Here is a 25,931-nt window from a genome sequence, read left to right as displayed (position 1 = left end):
CGGGGCCTGGCGCGGGAGTGGGCGCGGGCGCGCAGCGGGGCTGAGCACCGGCGCGCGCGCCGGCAAGCTCGCTCCGCAACCCCGCCGCCGGCACGCCGCACGCGCGTGCGAAGATCGCCCCGGCGGCGCGGAACGCACGCGCCACCGGAGAGCGCGACAGAGGGAGACCGAGGGGTGTTCGAACGTTCACTGGGCGAGGACGGTGCGGTGCTGAGGCCGTTGGAGCCCAGGCACGCCGAGGAGTACCTGGCCCACATCGACCGGGGCCGGGAGTTCATCGGCCGCTTCACCGGCCTGTCCGCCGCCGCCACCGACCTCGACTCGGCCCGCGCGTTCCTCCAGCGCTACGCCGAGAAGGCCGCCAACGACACCGGCCGGTTCTACGGCATCTGGACGAGGGACGAGTCCGGAACGTACACCCTGGTCGGCGGAGTGCTGTTCCTTGTGATGGACGTGGCCCAGGGCACGACCGAGGTCGGCTGCTGGCTGGAGCCCTCGGCCGTCGGCCGGGGCCTGATCACCCGCGCCTGCCGCGTGATCATCGACTGGGCGATCGAGGAACGCGGCATCCACCGCGTCGAGTGGCACGCCGCGTCCGCCAACACCGCCAGCATCGCGGTGGCACGCCGCCTCGGGATGAAGCGTGACGGCGTGCTCCGGGAGAGCTTCCTGCGGGACGGCGTCCGCCACGACATGGAGGTCTGGTCGATCCTCGCCCCCGAGTGGCGGGCCGCCGCCGCGTCGGCCGAGCCGGCCGCACGCTGAGCAGCCGCTCGGCTGCTCAGCTGAAGGCGGCCTCGGGCCGGTCGGCGTTGACCAGGAGCGGCAGCCGGCGGCGCTGTCCGGCGGCGATGATCGCGTACTGGTACAGCGCCGGCGGTTCGTGCAGCTCCCGCATCGGCACCCAACTCGCCCCCTCGGCCGGGTCGTTGTCCGGCACCTCCGGCAACACCCCACCGTCCAGGACGTAGGAGAAGCCGTTGAGCGTCCCGTCCTCGTCCGTGGTCGGGGTGACGGCCAGGACCTCGGCGAGGGAACGGTCGCATCCGGTCCGCTTCATCAGCAGCTCCCGCGCGGCCAGGATCACGCACCGCCCCTGCGGCACCGTGCCGTGCGGCAGCACCCACCCGTCATCCATCCCCTCCCGCTTCCCCCGCACCATCAACACATGGTTGGACTGCGTGGTCGCCAACACGTGAAAGGTGAACGGAACCGAGGAACGGACAATCGTCGTACGCATGAAGAACCTTGTCTCGTGTAGATGAGTCGACTTGCTGAACTTGCTCGCTTGGCTGGTTGGTTGGTCAGTTGGTCAGTAGTTCAGGGCCGGCAGCAGGCCCGACAGCGCCGTCAACAGGCACATCAGCCCGACGAACGCCGGCCCCAACACCCCACCGGACTCCGGCGGTTGCTCCGGGGCCGGGTCGTGCGGGCGGGGCACCACCCGCCAGTGCCGCTCCGTCCGCGCCAGAAACAACGTGTGCTCCGGGAACTCGGCCGTGTGCTGGATCGACCACACCGCCACCGGCAACTCATCGTCATCAAACAGCGGCGAACGCGCCTCGCAGCTCATGCACTCCGCCCCGTAGATGCCCTCGGGCACCCCCGGCCCCCGCTCCTGGCACAACACCCAGTCGGCGCTACGAACGATCTCGTTCATCCCCCGCCGCTCCCCTTCGTCTCCGTTGGTTGATAGACATCGGCCAGCCGCCGCAGCCGCCGCCCGAGCACCGTCCGCGCCCGCCGGTAGCGCGCCTTCCACCCCGACTCCGCGAAGTCCCAGACCATCGCGTGCAGTTGATCCAGACACCCCCCCACAGGCGTAGAGCGGAGCGTGCGCCCCCACCGTGGAGACCGCCCCGATCCACACCACCGCCGTCACCTGATGACCACAGAAGAACCAACACGGCCCCACCACCCAGGAGTTGGGCCCCCACCGCCCCGGCAGCGGAACGACGAACTCCCAGCCAGCGGGGGCGCCGGAACTCACGCCTCCGCCCCTTCGGAGAAGGCCGTTCGGCACGAGAACCAGACGGTCTTCCCCATGCGCAGCCCCTCGGGCGACGGGTAGGGCACGGGCATGTAGCCGAAGTCGTCGGCCATCTCGCGCAACAGCCACAGCCCCCGCCCGCACTCCGCCGACCAGTCGGGCCTTCGGATGACGGGAAGCCGCGGGGAGCGGTCGCAGACCTGCACCACCACGTCGTCGCCCGCCCGCAGCACCCGCAGGTGGCACCTGCGGGCCTCCGCGTGCTTCACCACGTTCGAGAGAAGTTCGGAGACCCCGAGACGCGCGACCTCGACCGCGCGTTGGGACGCCTTCCCCTCCCGCAGCACCTCCGTGACGCGCGCCCGCCAGTACTCGATGCGTTGCGCGCTCGCGGTTAACGACCATCCGTAGGCGTGCTGGGCGGCGACGGGTCGAACCATGACGGTCATCTCTCCTCCAGCCGGCGCTCACGGTCTCGGGGTCCCAACTGAGCCTGGATGTAGGCGACTTGAGAACTCGCGTTGCCGAGCGCCCACGTACGGTAACACGGCAAGCGTGGCAGATGAGCAAACTTGCTTGCAACCTGTAGGACGTAAGAAGCTTGTTCGAAGGGGGACTTGATGTGGAACTCATCGTGACGGGCGGTAAGGTGCCGACCAAGGAGGGGTAGTTGTGACAGACGCGCAGCCCAACATTCATCGGCGCAGGTTGGGGCTGGCTCTCAAGAGCCTGCGGACCAACGCCGGAAAGACGCTCAAGGAGGCCGCAGCCGAGCTGGCGCTCGCGGGCGAGTCGGCGCTGAGCAGGATCGAGCACGGTCGGCAACGGGTCACCCCGACCGCCGTGTTGGGCTTCTTCGAGGTGTACAAGCTCCGCGACAAGAGCCAGCAGGAGTTCCTGATCTACCTGGCGAAGCAGGCGTCCACCACGGCCAAGCGCGGGAAGAACCTCTTCGAGGAGTACCGCATCGCCATCAAGGACCCCTTCGCCGACTACCTCCAGCTGGAGGAACTGGCCACCAAGTCAGAGACGTTCGTGAGCTTCGTGCCGGGCCTGCTCCAGACCGAGGACTACGCCCGGGCCATCGTGCAGGGCAGCAGGAAGTGGCAGACGGCGCGGGAGATCGACACCTTCGTTCGGCTGCGGATGAAGCGCTACCAAGCGCTGACCCGGGACAACCCGCTCCACCTGTGGGTGATCCTGGACGAGGCGGCGCTGCTGCGGCAGGTTGGCGGCCCGAAGGTGATGAAGGCCCAACTGGAGTACCTGGTACACGTCGTGGAGGAGTATCCGCATGTGACGATCCAGATCCTGCCGCTGGCCAGGGGCGCCCACTCTGCCGTGGACGGTGCCTTCCACCTGCTACATTTCGCCGCAGGACCGCCCGTTGTCGTCGTGGAGCCCATGACAACCACGCTGTTCCTGGAGGAGGATAGAGATCTCGGTCGGTACGAGACGAGCCTCAATCACCTCCGCAGCGAGGCGCTTGACGCGGCGGCGTCGCTCCGACTCATCCGCGATGTGGCAAAGGAAAAGTACTGATGATCAAGGACGTGGACCTCACCGAGGCCGTCTGGACCAAGAGCCACCGAAGCAACGGGGGCGACAACTGCCTTGAGGTCGCCTTCGTCGACGGCGTGGTCGCCCTGCGGGACTCCAAGGACGTCGGCGACCCCCGCGCCAAGGTGCTGCTCCTGTCCGTTGACGACTACCGCGCGTTCATCGGCGGCGTCCAGGACGGCCAGCCCGACCTCCTCCCCTGAGCCCCCATTCCCTCACACCCCCGAACCCCGCCGCCCCAACGGGCGCCGGGGTTCGCTCCGTTCACACGCGGCGGTGAGGGAACGGAGTCCGGCACGCGCGGACCGCGAGGAGTTCTGCATGGACCACCAGGACGTCGAAGCCGCCGTGGCGGAGATGCTGCGGGTGCTCGGGCCCCATACCGCCGAGGACTGGTCGGTGCCGGCGGGGACGCTCGAATGGACCTGCTGGCAGACGGCAGCCCACATCGGCCACGACCTGCTGGCCTACGCGGGGCAGTTGGCGGCGGAGGCCACCGACGGCTACCTTCCCATCGGCCTCAACATCCGCCCCACCGCCTCGCCGGCCGAAGTACTCCGGGCCGTTGCCGCCTGCGGCGGACTGCTCAGCAGCGCCCTCGTCACAGCCAGCCCGACCGTGCGGGCCTGGCACTGGGGCCCGTGCGACCCCGAAGGGTTCGCCGCCATGGGCGTCGCCGAAACCCTGCTGCACACCTACGACATCACGCGGGGCCTGTCCGTGGACTGGCTGCCACCAGCACCGCTGAGCGCGGCCGTACTCGCCCGGCTCTTCCCCGCCGCCCCACACGGAGACCACACCCAGGTACTGCTCTGGTGCACCGGCCGCGCCGAACTCGACGGCCTCCCCCGCCGGACCTCCTGGAGATGGGAAGCGGCCCGACCCCTCAGGCGTTGAACGATCTGTTCACTTCCAGACGTGCGCAAAAAAAAGGGGGACCCCCACCCCCCGCCGCGCCCGCCCTCGGGAGTTGACGGCGCGCGGACTACCGAGACGACAGGCGATGTTCGCGCGGCAGCGTGGTCGTTGACCCAACCCCACCACCCACCGCCCGCCCCACCCGAACAACCGGCACCGCCCCCGCGAGACGCCCGACGATCCGCCACACTCCGAGACGGGCCACGCGCCGCAGCAGGCCGGCGAAGCCGGTGAGCGCCACGCACGCCCCCACCCACCAACCGACCCCCGAACAACGCGCGGTCCCCGCGCCCAGAAGGCACGGCCGCCATCACCCACCGTCCCCGGCGGCAACAAACCCCACCTCCCGGAAGCCGCGCCCCCCTTCCCAGCCAGCCCCTCCCAGCCATTCGCTACTTCCCGCACCCGGCCGACCCACCCGCCATGTAAGCCGCGCGTCGTAGCCCGCGCCACAGCCCCAACCCCCCACCCCCACAGACTCGTCAACGAACCAAACGACCAGTCGGGCTGCCCCGCACCGGCCACCGGCCCGCACTCACTACCCGCACCCGACCCAACGGTGGTAGGACGCCAGATCCACATTGCTGCCGCACACGACGGTGACGACGTGACGGCCGGCAAAACGTTCGCCGTTCTCCAGGATCGCCGCGACGCCGAGGGCGGCCGACGGCTCGACGACGAGGCCGGCGTGGTCGAGGAGCATCCGCATCCCGGCGACGATCGACGCCTCCTCGACGAGAACGGCGTCGTCGGCGACCACCAGCAGGTCGTCCAGCACGGCGGGGATCGGGCATCGGCCGGCCACGCCGTCGGCGATGGTGTGGGTCGAGTCCGTGGTGACAACCCGCCGTTGGCGCCACGAGTGGGTCAACGCGGGGGCGCCCAGCGGCTGGACGCAGATCACCTCGACTCCGGGGGCCAGTTCCTTCAGCACATGGCCCACGCCGGTGGCCAGCGCCCCGCCGCCGAGCGCGATCAGCACGGTGTCGACGGTGTCGAACGACGGCGCGGCGTCCACCAGTTCCAGGCCGATGGTCGCCGCGCCCTCGCAGGTCTCGATGTCGAGGCTGTCCTCCAGCAGCCGGATGCCGTCGCGCCGTGCGATGGCGGCCGCCCGTTCGCGCGCCAACTCGTGGTCGCCGTCCACCAGTTCCAGTGTGGCGTCCAGCGCGCGGATGCGCTCCAGCTTGGCCGCCGTGGCGAAGCGGGAGGCCACGACGGTGACGTCGAGACCCCGACGCCGACCGGACCAGGCGAGGGCCTGGCCGAGATTGCCCGCGCTCGCGCACACCACGGCGCGCGGGCCGGCGCCCGCGAGGTGGCTCGCCACCATCTCGGTGCCCCGGCCCTTGAAGCTGCGGACCGGGTTCGCCGTTTCGAGCTTGATGCTCACCGCGCACCCGAGGCCGGGTTCCAACGCCTCGCAGCGGTACAGCGGGGAGTCGAGAAACACCGGGTCGATGACCCGGCGGGCCGCCCGAATGCGATCGATGTCGAGACGCGTCTTCCGCACGACGCAGCAGCGTAGCGCGCGACCGAACGCCCGTTCAGGGTGTCGGGGTGTCGGGGCGCGGAGGGCCGTTCAGGGCGTCGCGGCGCGGAGGGCCCGTTCAGGTCGTCGGGGCGCGGAGGGCCCGTTCAGGTCGTCGGGGCGTGGACGGCCGTGGTGGCCAGCGTCGTGTAGGGCATCGTGAAGCGGCCGCCGAGGGCGTCGATCGCGGTGCCGACCTCGTCGAGTATCGCGGTGAGTTGGTCGGGGCGGAGGCGGGTGAGGCCGCCGGTGGTGGGGAGCAGGTTCAGCCACTCGTCGCGGGTGTAGGGCCGTTCCCAGTCGAAGCGCCACTGCTCGGGGGTGGTGAACTGGCCCGTTTCGGCGAGGGTGTTGGCGATCCGGGCGTAGCCGGCCTGATAGGTCTCCAGGGGGCGGCGGGCCGGTTGGCCGGCGAACGGGGCGTCGGGGGCGACGCGTCGGAGGGCGGTGGCGAGGGGTTCGGCCACCTCGGCGGGTGGTTCGTAGACATGGCCGAAGATCGCCAGGCGGCCGTTCGGGCGCAGCAGTTCGGCGGCCTTGCTCGCGCCGACGGCGGGGTTCACCCAGTGCCAGGACTGGGCGGCGATCACCGCGTCGAAGGTGCGGCCGGCGGGCTCCCAGTCCTCGAAGATCGCCACCTCGACGCGGAGGCCACGGGCCCGGGCGAGGTCGGCCATCCGCGCGTCCGGTTCGATGCCGAGGACGGTGCGGCCGGCGGCCTGGAACTGGCGGGCGGCGATGCCCGTTCCGCAGCCGATGTCGAGCAGGTCGGGGCCGGGGCTGCCGGCGACGATTCGTTGCACCAGTTCATCGGGGTAGCCGGGTCGGGCCCGGTCGTAGCGGCGCGCGTCCGTGCCGAAGGACTCGGCGGTCCCCCGGGCCTGATGCGGGGCCGGTGGCTCCGGTCGTAGAGTGGGCATACGCCCACCATAGTGGGCGAGCGCCCACTAGCCAACCGGTTGCCGGGAACCGGGTGCCGTACGAGAGGATGCGTCCGTGCCCACCGGAACCCATCTCCGCGACGCGCGGCAGCAGCTGTTCGACGCCGCCGAACGCGTGCTGCTGCGCGACGGCCCGAACGCGCTGACCAGCCGGGCCGTCACCGACGAGGCGGGGTGCGCCAAGGGCGTACTGCACCGGCACTTCGCCGACTTCGACGGCTTCCTCGCCGAGCTGGTGCTCGACCGGGCCGCGCGGCTCGCGCGGCAGGCGGGCGCGCTCCGCGAGTCCGCCGGCGCGGGCACGGTGGCGGACAACCTCACCGACGCGCTGACCACGCTCTTCGGGCCGATTCCGGTGGCGATCATCCCGCTCATCACCTTCAGGGACGGGCTGCGCGCCCGGCTGCGGGAGGCGCTGCCCGGCGGCGGCATCGCGATCCTCTCCCAGGCGACGGCGGAGATCTCCGCCTATCTGGTCGACGAGCGGGAACGGGGGCGCATCGCGGCCGACGCCGACATCGACTCGCTCGCCCTCTCCCTCGTCGGGGGCGGGCATCTGCTGTTCGCTGACCGCGACGCGGAGCCGCCGACCACGGCCGCCGTTCATCAGCTTGTGACGACGGTGCTCGCCGGCGTCGCGCCCCCGGCCCGGCCGGGACCGTGACAGCCTGGGTGGCCGTTCGCCGGTGGGCGGCGAGCACGGCCGCGAGGCCCTCCCGGAGATCGTTGACGAAATACCCGGGGACTTCGAGCGAGGGGAAATGACGACCCCCCTTCTCGGGCGCCCCCCAGCGGACGATCTCCCGGTAGCGTTCTCGCGCCCAGGGGCGTGGATACCGCTCGATATCGCGCGGATAGACGGTGATGGCCGACGGGACGTCGACCCGGAGTTCGGGATCGAGCGAGTTGTGGCTCTCGTAGTAGATGCGGGCCGCCGAAGCGCCGCTCCGCGTCAGCCAGTACAGGGTGACATTGTCGAGAACGCGGTCCCTGGAAATCGTCTCGAACGGGCTGTCCTCGGTGTCCGACCACTCGGCGAACTTGTCGAGAATCCAGGCGAGAAGGCCGATCGGCGAGTCGACCAGCGCATAGCCGACGGTCTGCGGCCGGGTCGCCTGCTGCTTGGCGTAGGCCGCGCGGTGGCGCCAGAAATGGCGGGTCTCCTCGGTCCACGCGCGCTCGACGGCCGTCAGCCCGTCCGTGGTCATTCCGGGTGGCGCCTCGGCGAACGTGGTGTGGATGCCGAGGACGTTCTCGGGAAACCTGCCGCCGAGAACCGTGGTGATATTGCCGCCCCAGTCACCGCCGTGGGCCGCGAACCTGGGGTAGCCGAGCCTTTCCATGAGTTCCACCCAGGCGACCGCGATCTTCTCCGTTCCCCAACCGGTGGTTGTCGGCTTGTCGCTGTAGCCGAATCCGGGGAGTGACGGGACCACGACGTGGAACGCCGGCGCGTCCGCGTTCTTCGGGTTCGTCAACTCGTCCACGACATCGACGAATTCCGCGATGCTGCCCGGCCAGCCGTGGGTCAGGAGCAGCGGGGTGGCGTTCGGGCGCGGGGATCGGCGGTGCAGGAAGTGGATTCCCAGTCCGTCGATGGTGGTGCGGAACTGGCCGATCCGGTTGAGGCGCTCCTCGAACGGCCGCCGGTCGTATCCGGTGCGCCAGTAGTTGACCACATCGACGAGGTCGGCGAGGGGTACGCCCTGGTCCCATCGGCGGGGATCGGGCGGGGCGCGGTACACCGTCTCGGCCTCCGGCAGTCGCGCCGCCGCCAGGCGCGCGCGCAGATCGTTGAGGTCGGCCTCGGGCGCGTGGGCCTCGAACGCCATGGCGAACCCGTCGAACGCATCCCCACGCCCCAGCGACTCGTCGACTGGCTGGAGGTGTACGGCCTCGCCGTGGACTCCTGCACGACCGACCAGCTCCAACTCGCCCGGGAACTGCGGGAGTCGATCCACGCCGCCGCGACGGCGGCCGCGCTCGGGGAGGCCCTCCCCGCGCCCGCCGTCCAGGTCATCAACGACCGCAGCGTGCGGGGCCGGGCCGCCGCCGTCCTGACGCCCGAGGGCGAGCGGCGATGGCGACTCGGCCCTGACTCCCGCGTGGAGGACGCCCTCGGCGTGATCGCCGCCGACGCGGTCAGCATCATCGCGGGCGAACGGGACGGAAGGCTGGCCCTCTGCGCCTCGCCGAGCTGCGGGGCCGCCTTCTTCGACGCCAGCCAGAGCCGCACCCGCCGGTGGTGCGACATGAACATATGCGGGAATCGTCAGAAGAAGGCCCGCCTCCAGGCCAGGCGGCGCGGGAACTCCGACTCGGCGGGGTGAACCGGCCCTCCCGGGGCCACGCTCAGCCGGTGAACTCCACCGTCACTTCGAGGTGCGGCGCCGTCAGGAAGTCGCCGGCGTCGAAGGCCGCTCCGGCGGACGCGACGCCGGACGCCGTGCGGGTCAGGCCGGCCAGGACGCGGTGCGTCGCCTCCACCACCAGCGGCGCGCTCACCGCGTAGATGTCCCGGCCACGGGCGACGGCCCGGCGTTCCTCCGCGCCGCGCCGCACCCGGACGTCGACGAGGAACGTCTGGTCGGACCGGCCGCGCTCGTCGACCGGCGCCGGCGGCGCGGTGTCGGGGGCGGCGAGGTCGCGGGCCGCCTCGACGGTCATGTACGTCCGGACCTCGGGGACGGCCAGATGGCTGGGGAGGGTGACGACGTCGGCCATGGTGAACTCGCCGATGACCGGTCGGGAGCCGAGCGGTTCCGGGAACGCCCAGTTCAGGGTCGGCGCGGCATCGGTTCGGTACTCCAACTGACCGTTGTGGTAACGGATGCGGCGGCCGTCGCGCCGTTCGCGGGAGACCGCGCCCGCCGCGCGGGTGCCGGCCGTGGGGTGCCAGCCGCTCAGGCCGTACGCGATGTGCGCCTCGTCGGCCGCCGGCCAGCCGCCCAGGGCCGCCGTGGCCAGCAGGTCGCCGAGCCCGCCGAAGAAGGCCATCGCCGGGACGACCAGCACCCCGGCCTCGCTGGCCCGGTCGGCGAAGTGCGCGAAGGTGTCGACGTTGGCCTCGATCTCGGCGGCCACGTCCAGGTAGGGGATGCCGGCGCGGAGGGCGGCCTCGATCACGGGGGCGGCGGTGGTGGCGAACGGGCCGGCGCAGTTGATCACGGCCGCCGCGCCGGCCAGCGCCCGGTCGAGGGCGGCCGGGTCGTCCACCGTCACGGCGCGTACCTCCCAACCCCCTTCGTACGCCAGTGCCTTGAGCCGGTCGGCGTCGCGGCCGGCCAGGACCGGCACATACCCGCGCTCAACCAGCTCCGCCACCACAAACCTGCCGGTGTGGCCGTAGGCGCCGAACACCGTGACTCGTTGGCCCGTCGTTCCCATGGGTGCTCCCGTCGCTGCCGCCGCTCGCGCTCCCGCGCCTCGTCGCTACGATCCTGGCCGGGGACGACACCGCACGACCACTGTCGGGAACGCCATGACCCATACACTTTCGGACATGACGATCGAGACGCGCGGCATGACGGTCGCGGTGGCCGCGACGGACGGAATGCTGCCCTTCGAGTTCTCCCTGGCCTGCGAGGTCTTCGGCGACGACGCGGCCAACCTGCCCGACCCCTGGTACCGGCTGGTGCTCTGCGGCCCCGGTCCGGTGCGGCTGGGGCGCTTCCTGGTGGAGCCGGAGCAGGAGACGCACCATCTCGCGCGCGCCGACATGGTGATCGTTCCGGGCTGGGCGGACCTTGACCGGGAGCCGCCGGCCGCGCTGGTGGCGGCGGTGTGCGCGGCGCACGCGCGGGGCGCGCGGGTGGTGTCCCTGTGCACCGGCGCGTTCGTGCTGGCGTCGGCCGGGCTGTTGAACGGCCGCCGGGCGACCACGCACTGGGCGCACGCCGGGGAGTTGGCCGCCCGGTACCCGGCGGTGATGGTGGAACCGGACGTGCTCTATGTCGACAGCGGCAGCGTGTTGACGTCGGCCGGCAAGGCGGCGGCCATGGACCTGTGTCTGCACGTGGTGCGCCTCGACCACGGCGCCAGGGTCGCCAACACGATCGCCCGCCGGCTGGTCGTCCCGCCCCAACGGGACGGCGGGCAGGCCCAGTTCGTGATGACCCCGCTCCCCGAGCCGGGCAACCACCCGCTCGCCGAGCTGATCCCCTGGGCGATGGAACGGCTGGATCAACCCCTGAGCGTGGAGGACCTGGCGCGGCGGGCGGGGATGAGTTCGCGCCATCTGGCGCGCCACTTCCAGGCGATGACGGGGACGACCCCGCTGCGGTGGCTGCTGACCCAACGCATCCGGCGCGCACAGGAGTTGCTGGAGACCACCGATGACACGATTGATGTCATCGCGGCGTCCACCGGGATGGGCACGGCGACGACGCTGCGCCGCCACTTCCAACGGACGGTGGGCGTGCCGCCGGACGCCTACCGCCGCACGTTCCGGATCGCCCCGGGGGCCGGACGCTAGGCCGTGTCCGTAACGTCTCGCCGGGCCCGCGACGCCATACGCGGCACCTCGCCGCGTTACCGCATCGCGCGAACACGGCCAGGTATGAGCTGCGATCCGGCGCCTTGCGACGCACCGCGTCCAACGCCGCGGTCTGATCCGACGAGACTCTACGGACCCGACCCAGCGATGGGGCGGCGGCGCGAGCTGGACGCGTTCCGGGAGAGCCTCGCGCGGGACCCGCAGGGCGAGGACGTCACCTACCTCTGGGGCTGCGAGCGGCTGACGGCCGCGTTCGAGGCGTGGACACACCGCGCTGAAGGGGCAACCACCCGCCAGCCGCGTCCCCAACCGCTCAGGGCAATACACCTGGTCACGGTTCGAGGTCGGTCACTCCGTGGCCGCTGGCCACGTCGAACGGTACGGAGACGTGGTCGTGCGTGACCAACCAGTCGCCGTCGACCTTGCGGAAGCAATAGGTGACCCGGACCCACATACCGTTCGTGACCGTCCCGTCCTTCAGTGTTCCGCTGAACCGAGCGAAGCAGTGCCCGAAAGCCACGTCATCGCCCACGGTGAGTGTCAGGTCGCGAACTTCATAGCGTGCATCCCGGAAGAACGTGAACGCGGTCGCCCAGTTCTTCGACTTCGCCGCCAGCCCCACATGCTGGAGCGGCGGTTCGATGTCGAAGGACACGACGTCCGTTGCGTAAAGCCGTTTCAGGCTCTCCAGATCCTTGGTTCGGATTCCTTCGACGATCTTGTCGACCTGCTGCCTGATCTTGACGTCGTCCACCTCGCGTTGGCTTGGCATCGCTCCCCATCCTCCATTCGGACCTCAACCTTGGCTTCTCGCCTGTACGACGCCACGGCACCCCGGTATGTGACACGCCAGGTCCGTACGCCGTTGACCCTGCCGCCGGTGGCAGGGGCAACGGCGCGGGGTCCGGTGGTCGGTCAGGCGCCGTCCAGCAGGGTGGTGGCCAGCGTCTGGACGGAGCGGGTGAAGCGGCGGGGCTCGTCGGGGGTGGTGAGGCGGCGGACGAGGGCGCCGTCGAAGACGGCGAGGACGGTGTGGGCCAGGAAGTCCGCGTCCTCGGGCGGGTGGCCGGCCTCGGCGAGGAGGCCGGCGAGGTGGCGGTGCCAGAACTGGTAGCTGGGGTCGTCGTACTTGTCGTCGGCGCACGCCTGTTCGTGGGCAGTGAGCAGCAGCGCGTTGCCCTCGGCGATGGCGCCGAGCCCGTCGAGGAAGGCGAGCAGGCGTTCCCTGGGCGGGGCGCCGGGGCCGAGCGGCGGTGGGCCGTCGGCGACGGCGGCGCGCAGGGCGCGGGAGCGTTCCTCCAGGAGCGCGGCGAAGAGGCCGGCGCGGTTGCCGAAGCGGCGGAAGACGGTGCCCTTGCCGACGCCGGCGAGCGCGGCGACCCGGTCGAGCGAGACATGTTCGCCGCTGGCCCCGCCGACGCCGCCGCCCCGGCCGTTCCCCGCGCCCTCGGCCAGCAGGCGTTCGGTGGCCTGGAGCACGGCGCGGCGGTTGCGGGCGGCGTCGGCGCGCTCAGCGCCGCGCGCGGGGGCACCGCGTGCCTCGCTCATCAGCGCACCTCCCCAGTGAAACGGACCGTCGGTCCACGTCATGCTAGCGTGCGCGGCACAAGCGGACCGCCAGTCCGCATAACAGGAGGAGTTCCCCATGGAGATGCGCGCCATCGTCGTCGATCCGGCGGCCCCGGGTTCACTGCGGCTCGACACCGCGCCGGAGCCGGCGCCCGCCGCCGGCCAACTGCTGCTGGACGTGCGGCACTTCTCGCTCAACCGGGGCGAGGTCGCGGCGGCCGGCGGGAGGCCGGCCGGGGCCGTGCACGGGTATGACGCGGCCGGCGTCGTCGCGCGGGCGGCGGCGGATGGAACGGGGCCCGCCGTCGGGGCCAGGGTCGTCGCGTTCGGCCCCGGCGCGTGGGCGGAGCGGATGGCGGTGGCGACGACGGCGGTGGCGGAGGTCCCGGAGGGCGTGGGCCTGGCCGAGGCGGCCGCGCTGCCGATGGCGGGCCTGACGGCGCTGCGCACGGTGCGTTCCCGTTCGGTGCTGGGGCGGCGGGTGCTGGTCACGGGCGCGTCGGGGGGCGTGGGCCGGTACGCCGTGCGGCTGGCCGCGCTGGGCGGGGCCGAGGTGATCGCCTCGGTGGGTTCGCCGGCGCGGGGCGAAGGGCTGGAGGCGTTGGGCGCCGACCGGGTTGTGGTCGGCCTGGACGGCGTTGACGCCCCGCTCGACCTGGTCATCGACACGGTCGGCGGCCCCCAACTGGTCGCCGCCTGGGACCTGTTGGCGCCGGGCGGCGAGCTGAGGACCGTTGGCGCCGCGTCCGGGGAGCCGGCGACGTTCGCCCCGGCCTCGCTCTTCTCGCTGGGCCCGCCGAAGGTGATGAGCACCTTTGGCGACGTCTCGGAGCCGGGTCCCGACCTGGCCACGCTGCTGCGGTTCGTCGCGGCGGGGCGGCTGTCCCCCGAGGTCGGCTGGCGCGGCTCGTGGGAGGCGGTGGCCGAGGCGGCGGAGGCGCTGCTGGCGCGGCGGATCGTGGGCAAGGCGGTGTTGGAGGTCGCCACGGACTGAACGGGGCGGCGCGAGAGGCCAGTTGACGGTTGCTCAACGGCGCGTGGGGCGGATGGGGTTGTGCGGGGTGTCGCGACGCGGTTACGGTGCTGGCGTACTGGGCCGCAGTTGGGGCCTGGGGGCTGCTTCGACATACAGCGTGGTCCGGCGCGCTTCCAACACCGTGTGCGCGCCGGCGAGTTGGTGACCCTCCCCGCCCCGCCGGCGGTGAGGCCGTCGCCGTCGACGGCGCGCCTTCCTCCGGGAGGTAGGCCCCCATGCGTTTCCACCGACATCGCCCCCGCCGCCGCTGGCTCGCCGCCGTCCTTGTCGCGGTCGCCGGCCTGACGGTCACCACCCTCACCCCCTCGGCCGGTGCGGCCGACGACCTCGGCGCGCCCTCCGCGACGTCGACCGTCCGCCTCGCCGACGAGGACGACGGCGCGGACTGCCCGGTCGATCCGGGGCAACAGCCCTCGCAGTCCCTGTTGCCCGACCCGTTCACCCGGCTGGACGGGACCAGGATCAGCAGCGTGGACGACTGGCGCTGCCGCCGCGCCGAGATCAGGGAGCTGGCGGAGCGGCATGTCTACGGGGACAAGCCGGCGCCGCCGGAGAGCGTCAGCGGCACCGTCTCCTCGACGTCGATCACGGTCAACGTCCAGGACCAGGGCCGGAGTTCGAGCTTCTCCGTCTCGGTTGACCTGCCGAGCGGCTCGGGTCCCTTCCCGGCCGTGGTGGTCTATGGCGGCTTCGGCGCCGACACGGCCGCGATCAAGGCGGCGGGCGCCGCCGTCATCTCCTACGACCCGTACGCGGTGGGCGCCGAGGGCACGCCGCGCAACGCCAAGTCGGGTGCGTTCTATGACATCTACGGCGCGTCCAGCCCCACCGGGCTGCTCCAGGCGTGGGGTTGGGGCGTCAGCCGGATCATCGACGTGATCGAGCAGTCCGACGGCAGCGTGCTGCGGGCGGACGCGACGGGCGTCACGGGGTGCTCGCGGTTCGGGAAGGGCGCGTTCGTCGCGGGCGCGTTCGACCAGCGGATCGCGTTGACCATGCCGATCGAGTCGGGCACGGCCGGCGCGCCGATCCTCCGTGGCATCCCGGGCGAGAACGGCTCGCAGCCGTTGAGCAGCGCCTATGACGAACAGCCGTGGCTGGGCGACGCGTTCGGCTCCTACACCGGGAACCCGAGCGCGCTGCCCGTTGACACCCACGAGATCGTCGGGCTGATCGCGCCGCGCGGGCTGTTCCTGATGGAGAACCCGCACGTGGACTGGCTGGGCGCGCGGTCGGGCAGCGTGGCGGCGCTCGGCGGGGCGGAGATCTACGAGGCGCTGGGCGCCGGCGAGAACATCAGCTACTGGTCCGACGTCCAGGACGGCACGCACTGCGCCTCGCGCGCGGAGTGGCAGGGCCCGTTGACGCAGAGCATCCAGGCGTTCCTGCTGGGCTCGGGCAGCCCGCCGGACGTGTTCCGGATCTCGAGCGCCAAGTCGGGGAACCTGGCGGAGTGGCGCGACTGGGACACCCCGGTGTTGACGGACTGACGGACTGACGGAGGACGGGCTGACGGAGGACGGACTGACGGACTGAGAGGACCAACGGTTCGACGCGGCGGGGGCCGGGCGGGTTCGTGGCCCGGCGCCCGCCGTCAGGATCAGGGTTCGGTGAGCGCGGCGACGGCGGCCTCGACGGCGGCGCGCTGGGTGGTGAGGGGAACGCCCGGGGGGTGGCGGGCGACGGACCAGAGCAGGCCGTCGATGATCACCAGGAACAGTTCGGCGGTGGCCGCCGGGTCGCGGCTCGCGGGGAGGTGGCCGGCGGCGCGGGCGGCGGCCAGGGCCGCGCCGAGCCGGTCGCGGGCCTCGGCGTCCAACTCCTCGATGGCGCGGGCGAATTCGGGCCGCACGGCGGCCTCGGCGCAGAACGCGACCCAGATCCGGGCCTCCGCCAGGCTTTCCTCGTCGGTGGGCAGGAACGCCAGCAGGGCCTGGCGCAGCGCCTCGGCGAGGGTCGGGGCTGGCCGGTCGGCGCCGATCGCGTCGAGCCGGGCGCGGAAGCCGGCGACGGCGACATCGAAGGCGAAGCGCAGCAGCTCGTCCTTGGAGGCGAAGTACCGCTGGACGGCGCCCAGCGACATCCCGGCCTCGTCGGCGACGGTGCGCATACTGACCGCGCTCAGCCCGTCACGGGCGGCGATGCGCAGCAGGGCGCCGGCCACGGCCTGGCGGCGGGCGTCTCGGTCGACCGGTCTCGGCATGTCCCCCAGTCTCTCGCACTCCCGAGATGGAATACGATCGTATCGATACGTTCGTATTCGCACGCCGGGGCGCGGGGCCTTCTCGCGCGCCGGCGTGCACGCCCGGAGGGAACCGTTCCGATGCACCGCCCGCTCACCCGTCTCCGCTCCCGTGCCCTTCCCGGCTGGGCTGCCCGTGTCGGCGCCCGTCCCGGAGCCCGCTCCCCCGACCGTTCCGGTTCCGGTCCCGGTCCCGGTTCCGGTTCCGGGGCGTGGGCGGCCCGGGTCCGGCGCGTCCTGGCGTGGGGCGCGCTGGGGTTGGCCGCGTTCACCGCCGCGTTGGCCGTGCTGGCAGCGGCGCTGGTGCTGCTGCCCGCGCCCTCCTGGACGGCCTGGCAACTGGGCCTGCTGGTACTGGAGTTCAGCCTGCTGCTGGCCGCGCCCTGCGCGCTCGGCGCGGCGCTGGCCTGGGGCGCCAGGCGGCGGGCGCGGCGGACCGCCCTCGTCCTGCTGGCGGTGAACGCCCTCGCGATACCGGCCGCCGCGATGCCGCCGGCCGCCGGCTGGTGGGCCGCGCGCGAAGCCGGCGTCCCGGTCTCGCTTGGCGACTATCTGACGGGCGGGCTCGCGGTGAGCGCCGACCGGGAGCCGGAGACCGTGCGCTACGCCGCCCCGGAGGGCGAGGAACTGTACCTGGACGTCTGGCAGCCCGCCGACCACGCCGAGCGGGACGCCCCGTTGCCCGTGGTGCTCAACATCCACGGCGGGGCGGAGGACGAGCCGCAGAGCCTACTTCCGCGCTGGGACGCCTGGCTGGCCGACCAGGGCTATCTGGTGCTGGACGTGGACTACCGGTTCTTCCCGCCGGGCCGGTGGTGGACGCCGGCGGCGGACGTGCGGTGCGCGGTGGACTGGGCGCGGGCCAACGCCGAACGGTGGGGCGGCGACCCGGAACGGATCGCCCTCATGGGCCAGTCGGCCGGCGGCCTGATCGCGCTCCAGTCCGCCTATATCGACGGGGAGTTGCCCGACTCCGGCTGCCCCGAGGGCGACGGCGGCGGCGCGCCGGCCGTGGACGCCGTGATCGCCTGGTACGCGGTCACCGACCTGACCTCGGACGCGCCCCCGTTCCCCTGGCGGCTGCGGCACTCCCCCATCGGCGACGAACTGGCCGCGTCCAACGAGGAGATGCTGGGCGGAACGGAGGACGAGGCGCCGGAGGCGTACCGCGACGCCTCGCCGCTGCGCCATGTGCGGCCCGGACTCCCACCGACGCTGCTGCTCCAGGGCGGCTGGGACATGCTCAACTCCCCCGAGGACAACCGGCGGTTGGCGGCGGAGTTGGAACGGGCGGGCGTGCCCCACGGGCTGGTGGAGATGCCGGCCGCCGAGCACATGTTCGACCTGAACTGGGGTGGTTTCGGCTCCCAGTTGGCGCGGGCGGAGATCACCCGCTTCCTCGCCGACCATCTGTGACCGTGGCGACGGCCAGGGGACGGCTTCCCCGGGCCGTTCCCCGGCGCGTTGACCAGAACGTTGACCAAGACGTTGACCAGGACGTTCGGTACCGGGAACGGGAAGGGGAAGGTTCGATGTCCATCGGACGATGCACACTGGGTGGGCACATGTGACCGTCAGACGGTGGGCGACGCCGCGCGCACCGGGAGGGACCGCCGATGCCGGAGCAGCGGGCGAAGCCGCCGCGCGACGCGAGAAGGCCGCCGACCATCTACGAGGTCGCTCGGCTCGCCGGGGTCTCCCACCAGACCGTCTCCCGGTTCCTCCGCAAGGACCCCACCATGCGGCCCGACACCGCCCGCCGGGTCTCGCGCGCCGTCCAGGAGTTGGGCTACCGGCCCAACCTCGCCGCCCGCTCGATGCGCACCCGCAGGACCAACCGCATCGCGGTGATCCTCCCCGACACGACCTCGTTCGTGCCGACCCGCCTGCTCAGCGGAGCCGCCGCGGCGGCGCACGAGGCCGGCTACCTGCTGGACGTGGTCGGCCTGGAGGGCGACGCCGCCGCCCGCGCCGAGCGGATCGGCACCCTGCTGCAACCGGAGAACGTGGACGGCATCCTCTCGTTCACCCCGCTCGCCGGGAACCTCGAACGGCTGGCCTCCAACGCGCTGCGGGTGCCGATCGTGGTCGACGGCGAGTACGACGACAACATGCGCTCCCGTGGCCTGTTGGCCGACGCCACGGCGGCTGACGAGATCATCGGCCACCTCGCCGGGCTGGGGCACCGGACGTTCGCGCATGTCGCGGGCCCGACGAGTTGGGCGTCGGCGCGCAACCGCCGCGCCGTCTACGAGGCGGCCGTCGCGCGGCGCGGGCTGGTCTCGCACGCGGTGGTGGACGGCGACTGGAGCGTGCGGTCGGGCTGGGACGCGGCCCGCGAGGTGATCGCCGACTCGGCGGTGACGGCCGTGTTCGCGGCCAACGACCGGGTGGCGTTCGGCGTGATCCGTGGCCTCCAGAGCGTGGGCGTGGACGTGCCGGGCCGGGTGAGCGTCTTCGGCTGGGACGACGACGAGTTGGGCGCGTACTTCCAACCGACGCTCTCCACCGTTCGCGTCAACCGCGAGAGCCAGGGCCGGGTGGCGTTCCTGCGGCTGCTCGCGCTGCTGCGCGGGGAGGAGCCGGCGGCCCCGTTGGACACCTCGGGCCTCAACCGCCTGATCCTGCGCGACTCCACGGGCCCCGCGCCGGGCACGTAGCGCGCGCCGGCGCGGGTCTCTGGCGCATCCGCCGGCGCGGGAGTCCGGCGCATCCGCCGGCGTGCGCTGAGGCTTGCGCGCCTCCCGGCGGCGACTCACCGCGCCGAGGTGCCGCTACCCCGCCCGCGTGCGCGCCTCGCCGAACGGTTCGTTCGCCGGGTGGTCGAGAAGCGTCGACCTCCCGGCCCCGGGAGCGCACCGACCCGTCCCCCGTTCCCGAGCCACACCCGCCACAAGCCGGTGCGGCCGAAGGCCCGTTCACGCCCGGCTCGCGCCCGACCGAACACAGCCGGCACACACGTCCAAGCTCACCCCCCACCCCGACCCGGTGCGGCCAAGGACGTCCCAAACCACCACCACCCGCGCGACAGCCGTCCCCACCTCCCGAACCCCCCGTAACCCCACGAACCCGCACACGCGTCGACGACCCGCACCCCCACCCACCGCGCGCCCCCGAAAGCCCCGCAGGGTCTTGTGTGATCGATAACTCATCCCTAGAGTCCCCCCTGTTGCAAGCGCTTACTAAACGAGGAGCCCCCTCTATGCCCTCCCCTCCCTCCCGTCTGCGCGTCGCGGTCGTCGGCACGGGTGGCATCGTCACGGGCAGCCATCTGCCCGCGCTCCGCGCCCACGCCGACCGGGTCGAACTCGTGGCCGCCGTCGATGTCGCCCCCGAGCGGCTGCACGCCTTCCGCGAGGCCGCCGGCCCGCTGTGGCAGGAGGCCACCGAGGCCAGGGAGTACACCGACCTGGCGCTCATGCTGGCCGAGGCCCGCCCCGATCTGGTGCTGATCGGGACCCCGCCCTCGCTGCACAGGGAACAGACCGTCGCCGCCCTCAGGGCCGGCGCCTGGGTGCTCTGCGAGAAGCCGTTGACCCTCTCCCTCGCGGAGTACGACGAGATCGCCGCCGCCGAGAAGGAGTCCGGCGCCTTCGCCTCCGTGGTCTTCCAGCACCGCTACGGCTCGGGCGCCGTCCACGCCCGGGAGTTGATCGCCGGCGGCGAGCTGGGCGCGCCGCTGGTCGCGCACTGCCAGACCACCTGGCACCGGGACGCGGCCTACTACTCCGTTCCCTGGCGCGGCCGTTGGGAGACCGAGGGCGGCGGGCCGACGATGGGGCACGGCATCCACCAGTACGATCTCCTGCTGCATCTCCTCGGCGAGTGGACCGAGATACGCGCGATGGCCGCGCGCCTGGTGCACGACGTGGAGAGCGAGGACGTCTCCACCGCCCTGGTGCGGTTCGCCAACGGGGCGGTGGCCACCGTCGTCAACAGCGTGCTCTCGGCCGACGAGGTCAGCCGCGTGCGGATCGACTGCGCCGAGGCGACCGTCGAGTTGACGCACCTCTACGGCCACAGCAACGCCGACTGGTCCTACACCCCGCGCCCCGGGCTCGACGACGAGCAGCGGGTGGCGCGTTGGAACACCCCGGCCAGCGATCTGCCCAGCTCGCACGCCGCCCAGCTCGGCGCGCTGCTGGACGCGCACGCCGCCGGCGTGCGCCCCCCGGGCAGCGGCCCGGACGCGCGGCGGACCGTCGAGTTCGCCGCCGCCCTCTACAAGGCGGCGTTCACCGGCCGCCCGGTGTTCGCCGGCGAGATCGCCGAGGGCGACCCGTACTACACCGCCATGCACGGAGACCACCCCGACTGGAGGCCCACGCGATGACGATCCAGGTCACCCACACCCACGGCGAACGGATCGCCGTCGCCGCCGGCGGCGTCGAGCTGCTGTCCTACGTCTACCGGCCCGACCCCGACCCGTTCGAGTCGCGCAAGCCGTACATCCACCCGTTGCGCACCCTCGCCGGCAACCTGGTCAGCGGCTACCGGCCGAACGACCACCGCTGGCACAAGGGTCTCCAGATGACCGCCAGCCACCTCTCGCAGCAGAACTTCTGGGGCGGCAACTCCTATCTCGGCCCCGAGGTGGGCTACCAGCGGGTCGAGGAGCGGGTCGGCTCGATGCGGCACGACGGCTTCGCCTCGGTGGGGTCGACGGACGAACGCCTCGACATCGCCGAGGAGTTGACCTGGGTCGAGAACGGCGGAGCGGAGTGGGCCAGGGAGCGGCGCGGGGTGAGCGTGCACTCTGTGGACGCCGACTCCGGCTCCTACGCCATCGACTGGTCGATCGACCTGACCAACATCCGCGAGGAGCCCCTGGCCTTCGGCTCGCCGACCACGGCGGGCCGGGAGATGGCGGGCTACACCGGCCTCCAGTGGCGCGGGCCGAGGGACTTCACCGGCGGCGCGGTGCTCGGCCCTGAGGAGGGGCAGGAGGGCCAGGAGCTGATGGGCACCCAGGGCCCGTGGCTGGCGTTCTCGGCCCTCCACGACGACGTGGACGCGCACTCGACGCTGGTGTTCGCGCACGCGCCGGAGAACCTGGACGAGGAGCGGGCGATCCACCCCTCGCACTGGTTCGTGCGCTCAACGCCGATCCCGACGGTGGCGTTCTCCTGGGCGTTCTTCGAGGAGTTCGAGCTGGCGCCCGGGGCGTCGTTCGCGTTCCGCTACCGGGTGCTGGTCGCCGACGGCGCCTGGGACCGGGCGCGGATCGCGGGCCGGTTGAAGGAGATCCCGTGGTGAGCCTCCCCCGCCCGCTGCCCGGCGCGGTCGGGCTCTCGCACCTGCGGGCCTACGAGTGGGAGGCGGCGGACGGCGTCTGCGGCGGCAGCCCGCACCTCCATCTGGTCTGCACGGAGGCGTATGTGGTCACCGGCGGGCGCGGCGCGGTGCAGACGCTGTCCCCGCAGGGGTACCGGGAGATTCCGTTGGAGGCGGGCGCGGTCGCCTGGTTCACGCCGGGGACGGTGCACCGGATGGTGCAGGGCGGCGACCTGCGGGTCACCGTGCTGATGCAGAACAGCGGGCTGCCGGAGGCCGGGGACGCGGTCTTCACCTTTCCGACCGAGGTGTTGGCCGACCCGGAGCGGTACGCGGAGGCGGCCCGGCTGCCGGCGCGGTCCGGGCCCGAGGCGGAGGCCGCAGCGCGGCGCCGCAGGGACCTGGCCGTCGAGGGCTTCCTGCCGCTGCGGGCGGCCCTTGAGGCCGGGGACCCGGAGCCGTACCGGGCGTTCCAACGGGCGGCGGCCGCGCTGGTGCGGCACCGGGTGCCGACCTGGCGTGAGCTGTGGCGGGCCGGGGCGCTCGCCGCCGCCGAGCGGACCGGCGGGCAGCTGGACGCCCTTCAGGCCGGGGAGCCGGAGTATCTGGCGGAGGCCGACGCCTTCGACACCGCGCCCTCGCGGCACGGAGGTTGGGGCATGTGTGGCCGGCGCGACGAGTACGAGGTGCCGGGCGCCACGCTGCACCAGGACGGCTGAGCCGACCGTTCCCGGGCCGGTTGGCCGGCTGGCCGGCGCGGCCGGCCCGGGAACGCAAGCCGGGAACGGGCCCTGGCCCCGACGCGGGCCTTCGACAACCCGCCACCATTTCCCAACATTTCTCTTAATTCCGAGCATTGACCTTCGGGTGAACGATCACTAGCGTGACCGCCCACCGTCGGGTGATCGTTCACTCCGCACGCCGACCGGGCGGGGAGCCGCGGCACCGCACCGCCCGCATCACGCACGTCTCGACGGGACGACGCACTCAAGGAGGAGCGCCCGTGCATCCGATACAGGTGAGATCGCCGGAGGCCGCCGCCCCGGCGGCCAGGGGACCGGCCACGCCGGCGCGCGCGCCCGAGGCGCACGCGCCCCGCGCGCAGCGACCGGCCACGGGGACGGCGCGATGAGCGCGATCGGCGAACTGCGGTCGATGAGCCGCTCGCGGCGCGGCAAGGGCGGCGGCAGGGGTCCCGAGGACAGCACGCCGGACAACAAGGCCGCCGCGATCTTCCTGGCGCCGTGGCTGCTCGGCCTGGTCGGCATCACCGTCGGGCCGATGGTGGCCTCGCTCTATCTGGCGTTCACGGACTACAACCTGCTCCAGGACCCGGAGTTCACCGGGCTGGACAACATCCGCCGGATGCTGGACGACGAGCGGCTGTTCAACTCGCTCCAGGTGACGTTCACCTATGTGCTGGTCTCGGTGCCGCTCCAGCTGGCCGTGGCGCTGGGCCTGGCGATGCTGCTGGACCGGGGCGTGCGCGGGCTGTCGTTCTACCGGTCGGTGCTCTACCTGCCCTCGCTGCTGGGCGCGAGCGTGGCGATCGCCGTGCTGTGGCGGCTGGTCTTCGGCACCGAGGGGCTGGTCAACGCGCTCCTCGACATCGTCGGGATCGAGGGCACCGGCTGGGTCTCTGACCCGGACACCGCGCTGGGCACGCTGATCATCCTGCACGTGTGGACGTTCGGCGCCCCGATGGTGATCTTCCTGGCCGGGCTGCGGCAGATACCGCGCGAGCTGTACGAGGCGGCGGCGACGGACGGGGCCAGCAGGCGGCGGCGGTTCGTGTCGATCACGCTGCCGCTGCTGAGCCCGATCATCTTCTTCAACCTGGTGCTCGGACTGATCGGCAGCTTCCAGTCCTTCACCCAGAGCTTCATCGTCTCGAACGGCACCGGCGGGCCCAACGACTCCACGCTGTTCTTCTCGCTCTACCTGTACCAGGAGGGCTTCACCAGCTTCCGGATGGGCTACGCCTCGGCGCTGGCCTGGCTGTTGCTGATCATCATCGGCGCCTTCACCGCCCTCAACTTCTGGGCCTCCAAGTATTGGGTCTTCTACCATGACTGACGTCCTCACCCAGCCCACCCCGGTGGGCGCGCGGCCCTCGCGCACCGGTCGGCGGCGGACGATCAGCGTGCTCAAGCACGCGGGCCTGATCGCCGTGGCCCTGCTGATGCTGTACCCGTTGCTGTGGATGGTGGCCAGCTCGCTGCGGCCCAACGACGACATCTTCACCAGCCCGGGCCTCTTTATCGACACGTTCGACTTCGACCACTACCCCAATGGCTGGGACGCTCTCGCCTATCCGTTCAGCACGTATCTGCTCAACTCGGCGCTGGTTGTGCTCGGTTCGGTGATCGGGAACCTGATCTCCTGCTCGATGGCGGCCTATGCCTTCGCCCGGCTGCGGTTCCGGGGCAACCGGCTGGCGTTCGTCGCCATGCTGCTCACCATCATGCTGCCGATCCACGTGCTGATCATTCCGCAGTACGTCTTCTACGCCCAGCTCGGCTGGATCAACACCTATCTGCCGCTGATCGTGCCGAAGTTCCTGGCCACGGACGCGTTCTTCATCTTTCTCATGGTGCAGTTCATCCGGGGCATTCCCCGCGAGCTGGACGAGGCGGCGCGGATCGACGGGGCGGGGCACGCGCGGATCTACGGACAGATCATGCTGCCGCTGATGATTCCGGCGCTGGCGACCACCGCGATCTTCACGTTCATCTGGACCTGGAACGACTTCTTCACCCAGCTGATCTTCGTGACCAAACCCGATCTCCAGACGGTGCCGGTGGCGTTGCGTTCGTTCATCGACGCGCAGAGTCAGTCCGACTTCGGTGCGCTCTTCGCGATGAGTGTGGTCTCGCTGATTCCGGTGTTCCTGGTGTTCCTCTTCGGTCAACGGTTCCTGCTCCGGGGCATCGCCACGACGGGCGGCAAGTAGCCGTGGAACGCGGGCACAGGTGGCTGGCCGTGGAACGCGCGGAGACGGTCAACGGGCGACGATCACAGCGAAGCGGAGGAAGAGCATGACCGGACACCACCGAGGGCGCCGGGTTCGGGCCGGCCTCGCCGCCGCCACCGCCGGGGTGATCCTCACGTCCTGCGGCATCGGGGAGGGCTTCGAGGGCGAGCCGGAGCTGTCCGACGGGGACGTGACGATCAGCTTCAACTGGTGGGGCGCGGACGCCCGCACGCAGATGACGTTGGAGGCGATCGAACTCTTCGAGGAGGAGTACCCGAACATCGACGTCGAGCCGCAGTACGCCGACTGGACCGGCTACTGGGACCGGCTGGCCACCATGACGGCGGCCGGCGAGATGCCGGACGTCTCGCAGTTCGACCAGCTCTACCTCGCGGCCTACGCGGAGCGGGGCGCGCTGCTTGACCTGGGCCGGGTGTCGGAGTTCCTGGACACCTCGGCGCTGGGCGACGAGCTGCTGGACTCGGGCCGGGTGCGGGGCGACCTCTACGCGGTGCCGACCGGCGGCACGGCCAACGGGATTCTCATCAACACCTCGCTCTTCGCCGAGTACGGGGTGGAGCTGCCCGACGTGGAGACCTGGACCTGGGACGATCTCACCCGGGTCGCGGTGGAGTTGACGGAGGCGTCGGACGGCGAGGTGCACGGGATCAGCCCGTTCGGCAGCGACTCGTTCAGCCTCACGGTCTGGGCGCGGCAGCACGGCGGGCAGCTCTTCAACGACGAGGGCGAGCTGGTCCTCGATCCGGAGATCCTCGCCTCGTACTGGGAGCAGGAGCTCGCGTTCATCGACAGCGGCGCCTCGCCGTCGGTGGCGCAGCTGAGCGAGACCCAGGGCCTGCCGCTGGACCAGGGCGACCTGGTGACGGGGAAGACGGCGATGGGGTTCATCCCGGCCGGGCAGTTCAACGCCTACCAGGCGGCGGCGCCGGACTTCGACCTGCGGCTGGCGGACTGGCCGACCAACCCGGACACCGAGGAGGGGTACCAGTACCTCAAGCCCTCGATGTACTGGGCGACCTCGTCCACCACCCAACACCCGGCGGAGAGCGCGCTGTTGATCGACTTCCTGGTCAACGACCCCCGGGTGGGCGAGATCTTCGGCCTGGACCGGGGCGAGCCGGGCAACCCGGAGTTCCGCGAGATCATCGAGCCGACCCTCGACGAGAGCAGCCGCCGGGCGCTGGCGTTCACCAACCAGATCACCCAGGAGGTGGGCCCGACCCCGCCGATCACGCCGGCGGGCGCGAGCGACATCGAGACGCTGCTGACCCGCTACAACCAGCGGGTGCAGTTCGGGGACGCCTCGCCGCGCGAGGCGGCGGAGGATCTGATCAACGAGCTGAACGACTCGATCCGCGCCGCGAGTTGAGGCCGGCCGCC

The 25,931-nt window shown here is 72.0% G+C and carries 27 protein-coding genes and 1 pseudogene; 17 read left to right on the top strand and 11 right to left on the bottom strand.

Features of this window, described 5'->3' with window-relative positions:
* Positions 1-174: 174 nt before the first annotated feature.
* A complete protein-coding gene (locus EBN88_RS14920; RefSeq protein ID WP_122184364.1) occupies positions 175-765 on the top strand; it encodes a GNAT family N-acetyltransferase in 591 nt (196 codons plus the stop codon).
* Positions 766-781: 16 nt separating this feature from the next.
* Here EBN88_RS14920 and EBN88_RS14915 read toward each other — a convergent pair whose 3' ends face one another.
* From EBN88_RS14915 to EBN88_RS14905, 4 genes are all read right to left on the bottom strand, one after another.
* Positions 782-1,240 carry an NUDIX domain-containing protein gene (locus EBN88_RS14915; protein ID WP_147472731.1) on the bottom strand — a complete coding sequence of 153 codons (459 nt, stop codon included), beginning with the start codon at positions 1,238-1,240 and terminating at the stop codon, positions 782-784.
* 72 nt (positions 1,241-1,312) lie between these two features.
* On the bottom strand, positions 1,313-1,660 hold the full coding sequence (locus tag EBN88_RS14910; RefSeq protein ID WP_122184362.1) for a DUF7848 domain-containing protein: 348 nt from the start codon (positions 1,658-1,660) through the stop codon (positions 1,313-1,315).
* Positions 1,657-1,788, bottom strand: coding sequence for a hypothetical protein (locus EBN88_RS32380; protein WP_267902565.1), 132 nt, complete (start codon positions 1,786-1,788; stop codon positions 1,657-1,659). Before EBN88_RS32380 ends, EBN88_RS14910 begins: the two co-directional genes overlap by 4 nt.
* A 198-nt stretch (positions 1,789-1,986) precedes the next feature.
* Positions 1,987-2,439 (bottom strand): ATP-binding protein, encoded by a 453-nt coding sequence (locus EBN88_RS14905; RefSeq protein WP_233580681.1) that lies wholly within the window; start codon positions 2,437-2,439, stop codon positions 1,987-1,989.
* A gap of 223 nt (positions 2,440-2,662) precedes the next feature.
* Between EBN88_RS14905 and EBN88_RS14900 the strand changes: the two genes are divergently transcribed.
* From EBN88_RS14900 to EBN88_RS14890, 3 genes are all read left to right on the top strand, one after another.
* On the top strand, positions 2,663-3,532 hold the full coding sequence (locus EBN88_RS14900) for a DUF5753 domain-containing protein (RefSeq protein ID WP_122184361.1): 870 nt from the start codon (positions 2,663-2,665) through the stop codon (positions 3,530-3,532).
* A complete protein-coding gene (locus tag EBN88_RS14895; protein WP_122184360.1) occupies positions 3,532-3,753 on the top strand; it encodes a DUF397 domain-containing protein in 222 nt (73 codons plus the stop codon). The genes EBN88_RS14900 and EBN88_RS14895 overlap by 1 nt, the downstream gene beginning before the upstream one ends.
* A gap of 118 nt (positions 3,754-3,871) precedes the next feature.
* Positions 3,872-4,447 carry a maleylpyruvate isomerase N-terminal domain-containing protein gene (locus EBN88_RS14890; RefSeq protein ID WP_122184359.1) on the top strand — a complete coding sequence of 192 codons (576 nt, stop codon included), beginning with the start codon at positions 3,872-3,874 and terminating at the stop codon, positions 4,445-4,447.
* Between the two features lie 559 nt (positions 4,448-5,006).
* On the opposite strand, the gene EBN88_RS14885 is transcribed toward EBN88_RS14890, so the two are convergent.
* Entirely contained in the window at positions 5,007-5,981 is a 975-nt protein-coding gene (locus EBN88_RS14885; protein ID WP_122184358.1) for a threonine ammonia-lyase, read from the bottom strand.
* A gap of 125 nt (positions 5,982-6,106) precedes the next feature.
* The gene (locus EBN88_RS14880; protein ID WP_122184357.1) at positions 6,107-6,919 is read right to left on the bottom strand and encodes a class I SAM-dependent methyltransferase; all 813 of its coding nucleotides are present in this window, start codon (positions 6,917-6,919) and stop codon (positions 6,107-6,109) included.
* Between the two features lie 76 nt (positions 6,920-6,995).
* Here EBN88_RS14880 and EBN88_RS14875 point away from each other — a divergent pair, with 76 nt between their 5' ends.
* Positions 6,996-7,604, top strand: coding sequence for a TetR/AcrR family transcriptional regulator (locus EBN88_RS14875; RefSeq protein WP_122184356.1), 609 nt, complete (start codon positions 6,996-6,998; stop codon positions 7,602-7,604).
* A 19-nt stretch (positions 7,605-7,623) separates the two neighbouring features.
* Here EBN88_RS14875 and EBN88_RS14870 read toward each other — a convergent pair.
* Positions 7,624-8,772, bottom strand: a pseudogene (locus tag EBN88_RS14870) (epoxide hydrolase family protein); the annotation flags it as partial.
* Between EBN88_RS14870 and EBN88_RS14865 the strand changes: the two are divergent.
* On the top strand, positions 8,731-9,270 hold the full coding sequence (locus EBN88_RS14865; protein WP_122184367.1) for a CGNR zinc finger domain-containing protein: 540 nt from the start codon (positions 8,731-8,733) through the stop codon (positions 9,268-9,270). The pseudogene EBN88_RS14870 and the gene EBN88_RS14865 overlap by 42 nt on opposite strands.
* Positions 9,271-9,292: 22 nt before the next feature.
* On the opposite strand, the gene EBN88_RS14860 is transcribed toward EBN88_RS14865, so the two are convergent.
* Positions 9,293-10,327 carry a saccharopine dehydrogenase NADP-binding domain-containing protein gene (locus tag EBN88_RS14860; protein WP_122184355.1) on the bottom strand — a complete coding sequence of 345 codons (1,035 nt, stop codon included), beginning with the start codon at positions 10,325-10,327 and terminating at the stop codon, positions 9,293-9,295.
* Between the two features lie 115 nt (positions 10,328-10,442).
* Here EBN88_RS14860 and EBN88_RS14855 point away from each other — a divergent pair, with 115 nt between their 5' ends.
* A complete protein-coding gene (locus tag EBN88_RS14855; protein ID WP_233580680.1) occupies positions 10,443-11,414 on the top strand; it encodes a helix-turn-helix domain-containing protein in 972 nt (323 codons plus the stop codon).
* 352 nt (positions 11,415-11,766) lie between these two features.
* Here the strand turns inward: EBN88_RS14855 and EBN88_RS14850 are convergent, their stop codons facing one another.
* The gene (locus tag EBN88_RS14850) at positions 11,767-12,189 is read right to left on the bottom strand and encodes a YybH family protein (RefSeq protein WP_233580679.1); all 423 of its coding nucleotides are present in this window, start codon (positions 12,187-12,189) and stop codon (positions 11,767-11,769) included.
* Positions 12,190-12,350: 161 nt separating this feature from the next.
* Entirely contained in the window at positions 12,351-12,983 is a 633-nt protein-coding gene (locus EBN88_RS14845) for a TetR/AcrR family transcriptional regulator (protein ID WP_122184353.1), read from the bottom strand.
* Positions 12,984-13,086: 103 nt separating this feature from the next.
* Here EBN88_RS14845 and EBN88_RS14840 point away from each other — a divergent pair, with 103 nt between their 5' ends.
* Positions 13,087-13,998 carry a zinc-binding dehydrogenase gene (locus EBN88_RS14840; protein ID WP_199742365.1) on the top strand — a complete coding sequence of 304 codons (912 nt, stop codon included), beginning with the start codon at positions 13,087-13,089 and terminating at the stop codon, positions 13,996-13,998.
* Between the two features lie 257 nt (positions 13,999-14,255).
* Positions 14,256-15,530, top strand: a complete 1,275-nt coding sequence (locus EBN88_RS14835) for a glucuronyl esterase domain-containing protein (RefSeq protein ID WP_122184352.1) — start codon at positions 14,256-14,258, stop codon at positions 15,528-15,530.
* 110 nt (positions 15,531-15,640) lie between these two features.
* On the opposite strand, the gene EBN88_RS14830 is transcribed toward EBN88_RS14835, so the two are convergent.
* Entirely contained in the window at positions 15,641-16,243 is a 603-nt protein-coding gene (locus EBN88_RS14830; RefSeq protein WP_122184351.1) for a TetR/AcrR family transcriptional regulator, read from the bottom strand.
* Positions 16,244-16,540: 297 nt separating this feature from the next.
* Between EBN88_RS14830 and EBN88_RS14825 the strand changes: the two genes are divergently transcribed.
* From EBN88_RS14825 to EBN88_RS14790, 8 genes are all read left to right on the top strand, one after another.
* Positions 16,541-17,698 carry an alpha/beta hydrolase gene (locus tag EBN88_RS14825; protein WP_199742363.1) on the top strand — a complete coding sequence of 386 codons (1,158 nt, stop codon included), beginning with the start codon at positions 16,541-16,543 and terminating at the stop codon, positions 17,696-17,698.
* Between the two features lie 200 nt (positions 17,699-17,898).
* Positions 17,899-18,942: a LacI family DNA-binding transcriptional regulator gene (locus EBN88_RS14820; protein ID WP_122184349.1), complete on the top strand. Its 1,044-nt coding sequence runs from the start codon at positions 17,899-17,901 to the stop codon at positions 18,940-18,942.
* Between the two features lie 542 nt (positions 18,943-19,484).
* Positions 19,485-20,615: a Gfo/Idh/MocA family protein gene (locus tag EBN88_RS14815; protein ID WP_122184348.1), complete on the top strand. Its 1,131-nt coding sequence runs from the start codon at positions 19,485-19,487 to the stop codon at positions 20,613-20,615.
* Positions 20,612-21,538, top strand: coding sequence for a DUF6807 domain-containing protein (locus EBN88_RS14810; RefSeq protein WP_122184347.1), 927 nt, complete (start codon positions 20,612-20,614; stop codon positions 21,536-21,538). Before EBN88_RS14815 ends, EBN88_RS14810 begins: the two co-directional genes overlap by 4 nt.
* The gene (locus tag EBN88_RS14805) at positions 21,535-22,275 is read left to right on the top strand and encodes a cupin domain-containing protein (RefSeq protein WP_407703412.1); all 741 of its coding nucleotides are present in this window, start codon (positions 21,535-21,537) and stop codon (positions 22,273-22,275) included. Before EBN88_RS14810 ends, EBN88_RS14805 begins: the two co-directional genes overlap by 4 nt.
* 409 nt (positions 22,276-22,684) lie before the next feature.
* Positions 22,685-23,632 (top strand): carbohydrate ABC transporter permease, encoded by a 948-nt coding sequence (locus EBN88_RS14800; protein WP_122184345.1) that lies wholly within the window; start codon positions 22,685-22,687, stop codon positions 23,630-23,632.
* Positions 23,625-24,509 carry a carbohydrate ABC transporter permease gene (locus EBN88_RS14795; protein ID WP_122184344.1) on the top strand — a complete coding sequence of 295 codons (885 nt, stop codon included), beginning with the start codon at positions 23,625-23,627 and terminating at the stop codon, positions 24,507-24,509. The genes EBN88_RS14800 and EBN88_RS14795 overlap by 8 nt, the downstream gene beginning before the upstream one ends.
* Before the next feature lie 85 nt (positions 24,510-24,594).
* Complete coding sequence (locus EBN88_RS14790; protein ID WP_122184343.1) at positions 24,595-25,920, top strand: ABC transporter substrate-binding protein; 1,326 nt, start codon at positions 24,595-24,597, stop codon at positions 25,918-25,920.
* The last annotated feature ends 11 nt before the right edge of the window (positions 25,921-25,931 follow it).

The sequence above is a fragment of the Streptomyces triticirhizae genome, assembly GCF_003696235.1.
GTDB lineage: Bacteria > Actinomycetota > Actinomycetes > Streptomycetales > Streptomycetaceae > Streptomyces > Streptomyces triticirhizae.
Note: the sequence above shows the minus strand (reverse complement) of the source record. Positions and strands in the feature narration are given on the sequence as shown.